Annotated in this window: 16 protein-coding genes; all 16 read right to left on the reverse strand. The window is 51.4% G+C overall.

The window, feature by feature from the left end; all coding sequences use genetic code 11:
- Positions 1–23: 23 nt before the first annotated feature.
- On the reverse strand, positions 24–1,373 hold the full coding sequence (locus tag JUF22_RS07795) for an MFS transporter (RefSeq protein ID WP_203645290.1): 1,350 nt from the start codon (positions 1,371–1,373) through the stop codon (positions 24–26).
- A 314-nt stretch (positions 1,374–1,687) separates the two neighbouring features.
- Entirely contained in the window at positions 1,688–1,876 is a 189-nt protein-coding gene (gene rpmF, locus JUF22_RS07800) for a 50S ribosomal protein L32 (RefSeq protein ID WP_057735399.1), read from the reverse strand.
- Between the two features lie 66 nt (positions 1,877–1,942).
- Positions 1,943–2,494, reverse strand: coding sequence for a DUF177 domain-containing protein (locus JUF22_RS07805; protein WP_203645292.1), 552 nt, complete (start codon positions 2,492–2,494; stop codon positions 1,943–1,945).
- Between the two features lie 73 nt (positions 2,495–2,567).
- Positions 2,568–3,716, reverse strand: a complete 1,149-nt coding sequence (locus JUF22_RS07810) for a nucleotidyltransferase (RefSeq protein WP_203645294.1) — start codon at positions 3,714–3,716, stop codon at positions 2,568–2,570.
- A gap of 2 nt (positions 3,717–3,718) precedes the next feature.
- Positions 3,719–4,462, reverse strand: coding sequence for a class I SAM-dependent DNA methyltransferase (locus tag JUF22_RS07815; RefSeq protein WP_203645296.1), 744 nt, complete (start codon positions 4,460–4,462; stop codon positions 3,719–3,721).
- Positions 4,459–4,815, reverse strand: a complete 357-nt coding sequence (rsfS, locus tag JUF22_RS07820) for a ribosome silencing factor (protein ID WP_125765835.1) — start codon at positions 4,813–4,815, stop codon at positions 4,459–4,461. Before rsfS ends, JUF22_RS07815 begins: the two co-directional genes overlap by 4 nt.
- 13 nt (positions 4,816–4,828) lie before the next feature.
- Positions 4,829–5,437: a bis(5'-nucleosyl)-tetraphosphatase (symmetrical) YqeK gene (gene yqeK, locus JUF22_RS07825; protein WP_203645439.1), complete on the reverse strand. Its 609-nt coding sequence runs from the start codon at positions 5,435–5,437 to the stop codon at positions 4,829–4,831.
- Positions 5,427–6,059 carry a nicotinate-nucleotide adenylyltransferase gene (locus tag JUF22_RS07830; protein ID WP_203645298.1) on the reverse strand — a complete coding sequence of 211 codons (633 nt, stop codon included), beginning with the start codon at positions 6,057–6,059 and terminating at the stop codon, positions 5,427–5,429. The genes yqeK and JUF22_RS07830 overlap by 11 nt, the downstream gene beginning before the upstream one ends.
- Before the next feature lie 15 nt (positions 6,060–6,074).
- Positions 6,075–6,398 (reverse strand): YhbY family RNA-binding protein, encoded by a 324-nt coding sequence (locus JUF22_RS07835; protein WP_125765832.1) that lies wholly within the window; start codon positions 6,396–6,398, stop codon positions 6,075–6,077.
- Positions 6,399–6,402: 4 nt separating this feature from the next.
- Positions 6,403–7,545 (reverse strand): ribosome biogenesis GTPase YqeH, encoded by a 1,143-nt coding sequence (yqeH, locus tag JUF22_RS07840; protein ID WP_203645300.1) that lies wholly within the window; start codon positions 7,543–7,545, stop codon positions 6,403–6,405.
- On the reverse strand, positions 7,526–8,068 hold the full coding sequence (locus JUF22_RS07845; protein ID WP_203645441.1) for a YqeG family HAD IIIA-type phosphatase: 543 nt from the start codon (positions 8,066–8,068) through the stop codon (positions 7,526–7,528). The genes yqeH and JUF22_RS07845 overlap by 20 nt, the downstream gene beginning before the upstream one ends.
- Before the next feature lie 156 nt (positions 8,069–8,224).
- Positions 8,225–8,584, reverse strand: a complete 360-nt coding sequence (gene rplT, locus JUF22_RS07850) for a 50S ribosomal protein L20 (protein WP_125765830.1) — start codon at positions 8,582–8,584, stop codon at positions 8,225–8,227.
- A 77-nt stretch (positions 8,585–8,661) separates the two neighbouring features.
- Positions 8,662–8,856, reverse strand: a complete 195-nt coding sequence (rpmI, locus tag JUF22_RS07855) for a 50S ribosomal protein L35 (RefSeq protein ID WP_020090102.1) — start codon at positions 8,854–8,856, stop codon at positions 8,662–8,664.
- 46 nt (positions 8,857–8,902) lie between these two features.
- Positions 8,903–9,406, reverse strand: coding sequence for a translation initiation factor IF-3 (infC, locus tag JUF22_RS07860; RefSeq protein ID WP_125765844.1), 504 nt, complete (start codon positions 9,404–9,406; stop codon positions 8,903–8,905).
- A 296-nt stretch (positions 9,407–9,702) separates the two neighbouring features.
- Positions 9,703–11,190: an MDR family MFS transporter gene (locus JUF22_RS07865; RefSeq protein ID WP_203645302.1), complete on the reverse strand. Its 1,488-nt coding sequence runs from the start codon at positions 11,188–11,190 to the stop codon at positions 9,703–9,705.
- Positions 11,191–11,409: 219 nt separating this feature from the next.
- Positions 11,410–13,353 (reverse strand): threonine--tRNA ligase, encoded by a 1,944-nt coding sequence (gene thrS, locus JUF22_RS07870; protein ID WP_203645304.1) that lies wholly within the window; start codon positions 13,351–13,353, stop codon positions 11,410–11,412.
- Positions 13,354–13,372: the final 19 nt, after the last annotated feature.

Genomic DNA, 13,372 nt, shown 5'->3' on the forward strand with positions numbered 1-13,372 from the left:
GTCACCACGTCCGCCTGATTAGGCTACCTGGCCTGCTGCTGATCTTGACTCGCCAGCAAGACCAAAGCCGCGAGAAAACTTAATCCGGAAATCGCCGTAATAATGAGCAACTGCGTCACATAGCTCGTTGTAAAGGGGTGCAGCCCACTGGTCAGCGCCACTACGACCGAAATGCCGACCGATTGGCCAAACTGATGAACCGTGTTGACCACTCCGGAAGCGGCACCGGCAATTTCAGAATCGGTATTTGCTACCCCCTCGACCGTTAGCGGACTCAACACTAGGCCCTGACCAACCCCAAAGATCATCATCGGTAGCGCAAAGGCAATCCAATAACCGCGATTCAGCCCCAAGATGACCGTGAGCGAAACACCCAAAGTAACCAACACGACGGCAATCACAATCAACCGTGCATTGCCTAACTTACTGGATAGCCGTGACACCTGAAGTGCCCCAAAGAATTGTGGAATCGTCACGGGCAGGAAGGCTAACCCGGTCAGTAACGGTGAAAAGCCATAGATATGTTGTAACGCTTGCGTGGTGACAAAAAAATAAGCAAACGCGGCCCCGATAAAGAAGAAGCGAGCAACGTAGGCACTGTTCCGTCGTCGGTCAGAAAATAACCGTAACGGCATAATGGGATTCTTGACTGCCCCCTCGGCATAGACGAACAGCCCCAGCGCCATCACGGCAATGACGAATGCCAACCGCTGGTGCACCGTCCCATCGATGCTGTAAACCAAGGCCGACAAGCCTAACACTGATAAAAAGGTGCCGACAATGTCCAGACGAGTTGTTCGCTGGCTTTCACGGCTCTTCACAAAGAATAACGTCAGTACAAACATCAGCACCCCCACTGGAACGTTTAAAAAGAAGCCGACGCGCCAGGAAAAGGCACTCGTGATCACGCCACCCAGCACCATCCCAAAGCTTGCGCCAATCCCCGCGGTCGTTCCATAGGCGGCAATGGCCCGCGACCGCATCTTCCCCTGATAATTATCCAGGAGTAGTGCCAACGTGGTCGGTGCCAGAATAGCTGAACCCACGCCCTGAAACGCGCGCATGGCAATAATCATTGGGCCAGTCGTCGCTAAGCCAACCATTAATGAACCAACCGAGAACAATAGCAAGCCCATTAAAAATACCCGCCTACGACCGTACACGTCACCAATCCGTCCGCCAAACAATTGAAAGCCCCCAAATGTGAGGGTGTAGGCGCTGCTGACCCACGCCAGCGTCTGCGAATCCAAGTGCAGGTCCGCCGCTATCTTCACGGTGCTCGTAAATACAATTGAATTGTCCAAGAGAATCATAAAATAGCTTAATAAAATAATCGGTAAAACAATGCCAAATTTTTCTTTATTCCCTGCCATAACAAGCCTCATCTTTGCTTAAAATAACCTCATCCCGATCGGTTTCTTTTGAGGTGAATGAGTCCATCATAGCGAGCATTGGCCGGCTTGAAAATTACCAGTTAGGCATGCTAGTATACTTGTCACGCATACTAGTGTGTCTCCGTCCGGTACACCGGCTCCAATCCAGCCGCAAACAGGACGAAAAAAAGCGCCTGGAAAGATTCCCAGACGCGCGATTATTTTCAACTTAATCAAAGAATCAGCCATTTTTTTTACACAAAAAACTCCCAGAAGCCGCGGACTTCGTGGGAGTTTCTCTAAACTAATAAAAATTAGTTGTTTGCGTTCTTAACCGCAACGACCTGACGGCCATCGTAGAAACCGCAACTTGGGCAAACCATGTGTGACTTACGTAATTCACCACAGTTAGGGCAAGCAGTTAAATTAGGCGTGGTTAACTTGATGTGACCACGACGCATAGCTTTTTTCGTCTTAGACGTTTTCCGTGCTGGTACAGCCAAAGAAAACACCTCCTTTAAATAAATTATATCCACTAGTGAAAAAATTTTTAAGGCTTACAAAGGCGATTATTGATCATCCTGATCAGGGAAGAAATCTTTTAACTTTGCAAGACGTGGATCAACTGATTGATTTTCCTTCTCCACCTTAGCCAGGTCAGCCTCGGAAACGACTTCCCAGTCGTCACCAGTCGGCATCTGTTCACCTTGCTTTTCAGCGTCAGAAAGAATGTGCATCGGAATCTGTAAAATAATGTTATCCCCGATGGCCTTATCGAAATCGATTTCGTCATCTTTAACCACCATCACAACGTCGGTCTTCTCAAACCGTTGCGTTGCGGCGGGGTCGGAAACATAAAATTCCGTCATGTTGAAGTCAACGGGTAGGTCAACCGGTGCTAAAGACCGGCTGGATGGGACCGTTAAGTCCGCCGTAACCCGTGCATCAACGACAACGTCACCATCCACAACGGACACAATGCCCTTGGCGTGGACGGGACTTAAATCTAGGACATCATCGCTAAAGCGGTCCATCAAGTCCGCCTTCAAATCCAACGTTTCATCGAACGCTAGCGGATCATTCCGGTGATTCTTGCGGATCTCGGTCAACGACCATTTCATCGCAATCCCTCCAATGCAACGTGATAAATTATACCTGTCAAAAAATAAGATGTCAAGGTAATTTCCTTGATAGTCATTTAGAATCCACTTTTTTTACCGGAATTCGGCCATAATCCTGGTCGATTCCGGTCACCAGGGTGCGGACAGCCCCCAGCCGGTCGTCCAAAGCGCCCGGCCCCTGTTGCCAATCCCGGTCAGCCCGGCTAACCAGGGGCAGCGTGACCTGCTTCTTGATCTGATGCAGATACCGCTGGCCCTGCGCCGAGTATCCCAGTACCCGCAGGTATTGCGGCTGGACCGCCATTTCAGCTGGCTTAGCCTGCAATAAGATGTAGGCCGACTGGCGCTGTAAACGCGTGTAGGTGTAACGCTTGGTCTTCACCGCGTGCATAAACGCCGCAAAGTCCGGACTCGTCAGCGCCGCTCGCTTCAACCGATACTCGACACCCTCGGTAATCTGGTAACACTGACGCAGGTCCGCCACATCCCCACTAACCAGCTGATAACGCAGTGCCGGCCAGAAGTCGGCCCAACTGGTCAGCTGAGCGCGTTTGAGCAGATTCAGGGTCGTTGGCGGGACAACCGGTTCCACCGCCGTCCAGTCGCCTGTCAGGGCCGCTGAGCGGATAGCTGTGGCGCTCGCGTAAGCCGCCCCGGCATCAATGGTCGGCTCGTTGTGCTGGCTCCCACGGCGGGCCAACGGCAATAACGTTAACGGTTGTCCCTGCCGTTCGTTAGCCAGCGCATAGAAGAAGCCCAGGATATCATTGGCCGCGTTCAGGGTAATCCCCGTTTGCTCCCGCAGATACCCCTGAAATAGTGAGGCGTAGGTTTGATCAAAGCGTTTGAACGTCGTCGGATCAGTCGGTAAATGCGCCATCAGACGGGCATAATCCATGTCCGGGTGCTCGGTACCAAAGGCCAGCCAGTGACACTGTAACGCGGCCAACAGACGGACACCCCCCGCCGCAAATAAATGCGCCGGTTGTAGAGCCGTGGCGCTTGGCAGTTCCACCACCAAGTCCACGCCACCGTCTAAGGCCGCCTGGGTGCGCTGCCACTTGTCCATCAAGGCCGGTTCGCCCCGTTGGACCCAGTTGCCACTCATCGCCGCTACGACCACGTCAGCCCCCGTCTGGGCCTTCGCCTGTGCAATCTGGTAGGCGTGCCCATTATGAAAAGGATTATATTCCGCAATGATTCCCACTGCCTGTAGCGCCATTGCTAAGCCTCCCGCGTCACCTCAAAGAACCAACGCGTGGTGTCAGAGGTGGGTTCACTGTTCCCAAAGTCTGCGCTGACCCGTTTAACCGTCAGCCCAGCCTTGGCCAAAGCCTGCTGGTAATCGGGTAAGTCATAGGTCCGCTCGTGATGAAGCTCGGTCACCTTCCGATACTCCCCGGTCGTTTCATTCTTGGTGAAGAAGGCCAGGTCGTGTTCGGCAGCGTGTTCTTCGTCCTCGATACCATAGCTGGTCCAGACAAAGGCCCGGGTCTCATCGACGTAATTATACATGTAGCCTGGGTAGACGTCATCCGTTTGGTGTGGGGTAATCACATCAAATAGGAATTGACCGCCCACAGCCAAGTGGTCATGCACCTGGGTAAACGCCTGCGTCACGGCGTCCAAGTCCGTTAAATAACAGAAGGAATCCGCAAAACACGTCACCGTTTGGTACTGGCCAATCTCACTGAGGTCCAGCATGTTGCCCGCCATCAAAGGCAGACTCACATCGGCCTCAGCGGCGTGCTTAGCAGCCAGTGCCAGCATGTCTTCACTGAGGTCCAGTCCACTGACCTGGTAGCCCTGCTGCGCCAATAGGACGCCTAATCGGCCGCTCCCACAAGCAAGGTCCAAGAGTTCCCCACTCGTTGGGGCTACCCGTTCAGCGACAAAATCCAGCCATTGGTCGTACATGGCTGGATCAAATAATTCGTCGTAAAGCTCCGCAAAGGATTGATAGATCATGCTTCAACCCATTGACCCAGATCAACTTCTGGGGCGTCTGACCAGAGCTTTTCTAAGTTGTAGTGACTCCGCTGTTCTTTTTGGAAAACGTGCACAACCACGTCACCTAAGTCAATCAGAATCCAGTCGGCATTGTTCCGGCCTTCAACATCCTTGACGGTCACGTCGTTGGCGCCCATTTGATCAATGATCTCATCGGCAATGGCTTGGACCTGACGACTGGAGTTGGCTTCCATAATCAGGAAGTAGTCCGCCATCAGACTCACCTTGTTCATATCTAAGGCAGTCATATCCTCTGCCCGCTTGTTTTCTGCAGCCTTAACCGCAATTTCTAAAATTTGTTTGCTTTCCATGCATTTTCTCCTCTCAAACGTTCGGATAACGTGGCACCCACGCATTGTAGGTGTCAATGGACTTGGGGTAGACCGGTTTCCCGTTTTCTACCAAGTATGCCAAGGTGTATTTTGCCTGAAAGGCCACCGCCTTAGCCAAGTTCTTATCCGCTAATTGCCGTGCCTCGTCGACCCCGGGGAAATCTCTAGCCGGTTCAATATAATCGGCCGTATAGATGATCTGCTCCAGTGGTGACATGTAAATGGCCCCAGTCGTATGGTGCCGCACAGCGTTTAAAATGTCTTCGTCATAGATACCCAATTCGTGCTTGATCAGCTCGGCACCAACCACCCCATGCCAAATGGCATTGCCGTAATTCAGCAAGATGGGATCCAGCTGGTACTGCTTGATGGCCGCAATAAAGTCCTCATCGGGTCGTTGCTTGGCGTAATCGTGAACCAGGCCAGCGATACTGGCCTTTTCCACATCAACGTCGTTCATTTGAGCCAAGGCAATGGCCGTTTGTTCTACCCGCTGAACGTGTTTAAAGCGTTTCGGTTTGAGCTGTTTTTCAATTTTCGCCAGCAACTCGTCACGAGTGCCCGCGAAAAGGTGTTCCGTGTAGGTTAGTTCAGTCACGATATAATAAATGCTCCTTTATATAGAGATCGACCATGGTTGGCACCAGGTAGCGCACGGATTGTCCGCGGCGGACCTGCTCCCGCACCATCGTTGAACTAATGCCGATTTGAGGAACGTCGACCCACAGGACGGGGTACGGCGACTCGCGGTTAAATCCCTGACGACAGACGCCCACGAACTGCACTAATTTCGTCAGTTCATCGATTCGGTACCACTTCGGTAAGTAAGCGACCATGTCGCCCCCAATAATAAAGTAATACTGATTCTCCGGATGGGCTTGCGTCAGCTGGACCATGGTATCGTACGTGTAGCTCCGACCACCTCGTTCAACCTCGGTCAACTCTAAGTCGAACCGCGGATTGTCCTTGATAGCCGCCCGCACCATGGCGACCCGGTCTTTCGCCGGAATCGTCAGCTTACGGTCCACGTGAGGCGGCTCAGCATCGGGCATGAATAACACTTTATCCAGCCCCAGCTGCGTCGCCACTTGATCCGCAATCACCAGGTGTCCGAGATGGGGCGGATTAAACGTCCCCCCCAGAATCCCGATGCGCCGCTTCTTAGCCGTCGCTGCCATCTCAGTAGCGACCTGCGTACTCGTTCGTTCTAGGATTTTTACCACGACTGCCAGACCTCCCTACATGTTTTCCACGATTGGTGAAATCTTTTGGTTTTCTTCTTCAGTCGCGACCCGGTACAGGACCAGGACCCGGCCGATGGTTTGGACCACTTGAATGTCCGTGTTGTCTTCGATGAAGGCCTTGGTCTCCTCAACCGACACGTCGGCACTCTGTTGTAAATTGATCTTGATCAGTTCCCGGTTTTCCAGGGCGCCGGTCAGTTGTTCCAACCAGGCCTGGGTCAAGCCGTTCTTCCCCACTGAAAAGAGTGGGCGCATAGCATGGGCGTGAGCCCGTAAGTAGCGTTTTTGTTTCCCTCGTAGCAAATTGTCGTCCTCCATATTTTTAAATCATCGCGCGGCGAATCAAGACGCCGACGCCAGCGGGTGCCCAACCGGTCACGTTAATACCAGCGGGTACCGTAATCCAACCGAGACCTTCAAAGACCAAATCACTCTTCACCGTGGTCTTAAATTCATGGGCAACCAGTGGTGGGAAGTCCTCTTTATTGTCAGCGTGTGGTGGGGTTAAGAGCTCACCCAATTGGCGCGCATAAAAGTCATCGGCATTCTCCAGCTTCGTGCGGTGAATGTATAAGTTGTTTTCAAAGTAAGCCGTGAACCCATTCTTAGGACCCTTGGTGTAGTCAAACCGGGCAATTCCGCCTAAGAACAACGTTTGTTGATCATTCAGCTGGTAGTTCTTCGGTTTGATTGGCTTTTGTGGTGTCACGATCTTGAGGTCTTTACCATCCAAGAAGTGCGCCATCTGTTGGTTTTGAATGATACCGGGGGTGTCGACCAGGACGTGCTCGTCATCCAGGGGCAATTCAATCTTATCCAGCGTGGTGCCAGGGAACCGTGACGTGGTGATCAAGTCTTGGACCCCGGTGTTTTGCCGAATAATTTGGTTGATCAACGTTGATTTTCCAACGTTGGTGACCCCAACCACGTACACGTCGCGGTCGCCACGGTACTTGTTGATCAGTTGCAGTAACCCATCAACGGATTGGTTGGTCTTGGCACTTAACAGGGTCACGTCGATTGGCCGTAAGCCCTCTTCGTTGGCCCGTTGCCGCAACCAGTCACGTAACTTGCTCCGCTTCAGTGAGCGGGGTAACAGGTCTTCCTTATTGCCGACCAGTAAGACGGGGTTGCTCCCGACGAACCGGTGCAGGCCAGGAATCACACTACCGTTAAAGTCGAAGATATCCACAACGTAAACAATTAAAGCGTTGGCGTCTTGAATTTGCGTTAAAAGGTTTAAGAAATCATCGTCCGTCAGACCGACAGGCACGATTTCGTTGTAATGCCGTAACCGGAAACACCGTTGGCAATAGACTTCTTCCTTCTCAATCCCTTTATCTAACGCCGATTGAGGGGTGTACCCCGGCGCCGTCTTGTCCGTTGTCTGAACCACCGCGCCACAGCCAATGCAGTGCAACGGTTCACCATCGATTAATACCGGTTCAATGTGTTTTTCGTTCATTAAGATCCTCCTGCCAAGTTAATTCTGGGTAGCTGCGGTGCAAGCGCCACATCACTACCTTTTCCAATAACCGATTACCCTTCGTGATCCAGGCATCCGATTTCAAAATGGGTTTGACTAAGACACTCCGTACGCCGCTATGATGCGCCGCCCAGACGTCCGTCAACAACTGATCACCTACCATGACCACCTCATCGCGGCGTAAATGCCAACGACGAAGCGCCCGGTTCAACCCCAGGGCAAATGGTTTTAACGCCCGGTGAATGTAGGGTAAATTAAACGGTGCCACGGCACGGTCGACCCGTGCGCGACTATTGTTTGACACCACAATGACCTGAATCCCGGCCAATTCTAGCAAATTGAGCCAGTGATGCAATTCGGGTGTCCCATCCGGATTATTCCACGCAATCAGCGTGTTATCCAGGTCGGTCAGGACCACCTTGATGCCGTTTGCCCGTAAATCCGCCGGCGTTAAATCATATATGTTCGTAACCATCCACGTGGGCTTGAATCCAGAAACCATGCGGGTGACTGCCCCCCTTCGTTCGTTTGCCAGTAATGGCATGTCTAGCTTTTTATTATACGCAATTTCCACCAATTTTACCACCATCAAGGGCTATCGATGGTGGCTAATAAAAAAGACCTCGCTTGAACAGCGAAGTCCTTTGAAATGACTGAATTAAGCAGCCAAAGCTTCTTTAGCTTGGTCAGCTAAAGCTGTGAATGCAGCAGCATCGTTCACTGCTAAATCAGCTAACATCTTACGGTTAACGTCGATGTTGGCTAACTTCAAACCGTGCATCAACTTGCTGTAGCTCAGACCGTTCATCCGGGCTGCGGCGTTGATCCGGGCAATCCAAAGCTTCCGGAAGTTACGCTTAGTGGCTTTACGGTCACGGAAGGCGTATTGACGGCCCTTCATGACTTGGTCCTTAGCTACCTTAAATAAACGGTGCTTTGAACCACGGTAACCCTTAGCTAACTTTAAAACCTTTTTACGACGTGCGCGTGAAACAGTACCGCCTTTAACTCGTGGCATAATCTTTTCCTCCTAAATCAATTCAAACATTATGTCGACATTTCGTCGACCCGAAAAATATGTGACCAGCTTACTGATTACTTTTGCAGTAATTGACGGTAAGTGTTGATAGTCGTTTCGTTCATCATCCGGGTACCACGAAGGTTCCGGCGTTGCTTCTTGGTCTTACCGTGGAAACGGTGAGACGTGTATGCATTGGCACTCTTGATACCGCCCTTGGCAGTTACTTTGAAACGCTTAGCTGCGGCGCGGTTAGTCTTCATCTTTGGCATAATACGAAATATCCTCCTTAAATCGGTAGCTGGGCTACCCAATCAATTACTTATTCTCTGCGATGGGCGAAAGCATTAAGAACATGCTCCGACCGTCCATCTTAGGCCGTTGTTCAACCGTGGCGACATCAGAAGTTTCCTGAGCCATCCGGTTGAGCACCTCACGACCAATGTCTTTATGAGTAATAGCCCGGCCCTTAAACCGAATTGAGACCCGAACTTTTTCACCCTTGGCCAAGAACTTTTTAGCGTTCTTCAGCTTGGTGTTAAAGTCGTTGGTATCAATGGTAGGACTTAACCGTACTTCTTTGACACTGACCACTTTTTGCTTTTTACGAGCTTCGCGTTGCTTTTTTTGCAACTCGAAACGGTATTTCCCGTAGTCCATGATGCGGGCTACTGGTGGCTTAGCTTTCGGTGCAACCAAAACTAAATCGAGGTTTGCGTCTTCAGCGATCTGTAAAGCATCGTGTTTGGACTTAATACCCAATTGTTCACCATCATCGGCAATCAATCGAACTTCGCGTGCGCGAATACCCTCGTTGACAATCGTGTCGTTTGCTATGGTAATCCACCTCCAAATTAATCTCGAGAACTGCAGAAATCTCACTCACAAAAAATGCGGGAACCTTTGATCACAATCAAACGGCTCCCGCATGAAATCCAATCAAAAGATTGAACTAACGTGCATATCCAGCCCAGCAGCGTCAGCCACAGGGCGAGAAGCGGAAGCCTCTGCTTAATTTCTCAACTTAACCATCATACCAGCTACCCGGTTACCTGTCAACGGGTCTTCTCCATTTTTTCAGACAACCGGCAGAAATATCACTGAGACGGTCTAGTCCTCTAATCATCTGACTTGGCCCCGGTGCCCAGGACCTGGTCACTGTGATCCAACCGATTAATCACAAAGGTCAGCACCACAATCAGAAAACCAATCACGTAAACCCAGTGCAACCCATTATACAGGATATGCCGCAGGGCTGGCAATAACTTTTCTGACAGTTGGCTCGCCGTCTGGGGATTGATCAACCGGTTCATCATCGCCATGCTGGTTCCGGCATAGTGCGCCAGTCCCCGTTGCATCCCCGTGTTCAGAACAATCCCAAAGACGGAGACCATCAGTGTCTGTCCAATCGTCCGCCCCAGCGTGTTAAACGAGGTTGCCACCCCCACGTTTTCAGCGGAGACCAACCGTTGGGACGTCAGGGTCGTCGTGGTCATCGCAATCCCAAAGCCGAAGCCGTTAATGGCCGTAATGATGAAGAACCAGCCAAATGACGCCTGTAAGGGCAATAAGGCCAACGCCAGGCCGGCCACTAGAATAAATGACAGGCTGAAGTACAGGATTCGTCGTGGCGTCCAGCGCGCCAAGAAATAACTCGTCACAAAGGCACCGACGACCCACATCAGTGAGTTGGGCGTCAATGCCAACCCAGCGACTGAAGCAGAGACGCCGTGAATCCCCTGACCCCAGGTTGGCACGTAGACGGTCAAGGCCATTAAATAACCGTTGATCAACGCCGCAATCGCATTTTGGACAATGAAGGGCCGATTCTTAAAGAGTTCCAGTGAAATGATCGGGTCGACCGCGCGCTGCTCGCGGCGAATAAACAGCCCCAGACTAAGTGCACTCACAATCAGTCCGGCTACGAAGACGCCCCAGTGAATTGGCTGGCTACTGAGCACCTGAAAACTCAGCATCAACGTGAGCAGACACAGCATTAGCCAGAAACTTCCCAGGTAGTCGATACTGGCCGCGTGCTGGCGCTTGGGTTCGTGTAAGTATAATTGAAATAAGAGCATGGTCAATAACCCAATGGGGACATTAATAAAGAAAATCCAGTGCCAGCTGAGCTTATCGATGATGATGCCACCCAGTAAGGGCGCCAGCACCGCCGCAATCCCCCAGGCGGAGTTGGTGATGCCCAAGATTTTGGCCCGCTTTTCCAGCGTATAAATATCGGCAATGATGGTCATGGATACCGGCAGTAAGGCCCCGGCCCCAATCCCCTGAATGGCGCGCCAGAAAATCAGCACCGGCATCGTCTGGGACAAGCCACTCATGGCCGAGCCCACGATAAGCACGGCGAGTCCGAACTGCATGACGGGTTTACGACCAATCACATCGGCCAGCTTGCCATAAATGGGGGTCACCATGGCCGTGGCCAATAAATAAATCGAAAAGACCCAGTTCATCAGGGCCACCCCATGCAGGCTCCCCACAATGGTTGGCAGCGCCGTCGACACGATAGTCCCCTCCACCGCGCTCACGAACGTCGCCACGTAAATGGCAATCGTGACAGCGAGCACGTTGGTCTTTGACTGTGACATCTCAAACATCTTCCTTCTAAAGCGCAAGTTTTAAAGTCAGCGCTAGCAATTCACTAACCGGCTGACGATTAACCCGCTTAGATTTTAGTCTACCACTCTAACCACTTCCTCGACAAACCTCGCTTAACCGCTGCTTCGCAGTCCAAACAAAAACGGGGCCGTCATTAGCGACGACCCCGTTCCTTCTATTCTCTGGTTACTGACCAGAAACGTTTAAATTTAGTTTTCTTCGCGACTGTATGAAGCGATGTCGCCGAGGATTTCCTTGACGAAGGCGTCACTGCTCATGGAGTTGCTGTCGTCTTCCCCGTACTTCCGGACAGAGACAGTGCCATTAGCCATTTCGTCTTCACCAACAACCAACGTGTATGGAATCTTGTGCGTTTGGGCATCCCGAATCAGGTAACCCATCTTTTCACCACGCTTGTCGACGTTGACCCGCACATCAGCAGCCTTTAATTCAGCAGCTAACTTGTCGGCGTAAGCACCATGCTTTTCTTCGGAAACAGGAATGATGGTGACTTGTTTAGGGGCTAACCAAGTTGGGAAGGCACCCTTGTAGATTTCAGTCAGGTAAGCGGTGAACCGTTCCATCGTTGAAACCAGGCCACGGTGAATCATAACTGGACGGTGTTCTTCACCATCGGCACCGACGTAGTGTAAGTCGAAGCGTTCTGGCAACATGAAGTCCAATTGGATGGTTGAGAGCGTTTCTTCGTTCCCAAGGGCCGTCTTGGTTTGGACGTCCAGCTTAGGACCGTAGAAGGCAGCTTCCCCTTCGGCTTCAACGTAAGGCAAGCCAAGGTCATCCATGGCACCCTTCAACATCTTTTGCGCGTTGTTCCACATTTCATCGTCATCGAAGTACTTTTCCGTGTTCTTAGGGTCACGGTAGCTCAGACGGAACGTGTAGTCCTTGATGTCAAAGTCTTTGTAAACCTTAACCATCAAGTCCAGGATGCTCTTGAATTCATCTTGGATTTGTTCTGGGGCAACGAACGTGTGACCATCGTTCAAGGTCATTTCACGAACCCGTTGTAGACCACTCAGGGCACCGGACTTTTCGTAACGGTGCATCATCCCTAATTCAGCGATCCGTAATGGTAATTCACGGTAAGAACGGATGTGGTGGTTGTAAATTTGAATATGGCTTGGGCAGTTCATTGGCCGTAATTCAAGTTGTTCGCCATCACCCATGTCCATTGGTGGGAACATGTCTTCACGGTAGTGGGCCCAGTGACCGGATTGCTTGTAGAGATCCAGGTTGGCCAGAACTGGCGTGTAAACGTGTTGGTAACCGTTAGCAACTTCCTTGTCGATGATGTAACGTTCGATGGTCCGACGAATCGTGGCACCGTTTGGCATCCAGTATGGTAAACCGGCACCGACCTTAGGATCAACGAAGAACAAGTCCAGTTGGTTCCCAATGACACGGTGATCACGTTCGCGGGCTTCTTGGCGCTTAGCCAAATCAGCATCTAAGTCAGCTTGCTTGTAGAAGGCCGTCCCGTAAATCCGTTGGAGCATTGGATTTGAGGACTTGCCTTGCCAGTAAGCACCGGCAACGGAGAGCAGCTTGAACTTCTTCACGTCGCCCGTGTTGGCTAATTGGGCACCGTCGCTGAGGACTTGGTAGTCACCAATCTTCAGGAAGGAAACGGCGTCACCATCAACGGCATTGATCAATTCAGTGGTGTAAGGGTCATCCTTGGCAGTAGCTAAGGCATCGGCCTTGCTCAAAGAAATCCGTTCGATGTCTGACTTGTCGCTAACTAACTTTTCAACGATGACAGACAAAGCGTCCAGTTCATCAACGCTCACTTGTTGGTCGTCCTTGTCAGTGTCGACGAAGAACCCATCTTCATCGGCGCTCACTTCACCCAAACGAATGGCTGGGAATTGCTTCTTCAACGCGATCCGGACTAATGCAGCGGTCGTGTTCCGCAAAACGCTCAAACCTTCGTCGCTGTCCTTGGTGACGATTTCGATGGCACCGTCGCCTGACAATGGGGTCAAGTAGTCGACCAGTTTGCCGTTTAGCTTACCGGCAACGGCCTTCTTAGCTAAGCTGATAGAAATGGATTTCGCAACGTCAGCGGGCGTCGTGCCTTCTGGGAAGTCCTTAGACTTGCCATCGGGGAATTTGATTGAAATATCTGCCATAATGATGATCTCCCTTATT

The sequence above is a fragment of the Levilactobacillus lanxiensis genome, from assembly GCF_016861655.1.
GTDB classification, from domain to species: Bacteria; Bacillota; Bacilli; order Lactobacillales; family Lactobacillaceae; genus Levilactobacillus; species Levilactobacillus lanxiensis.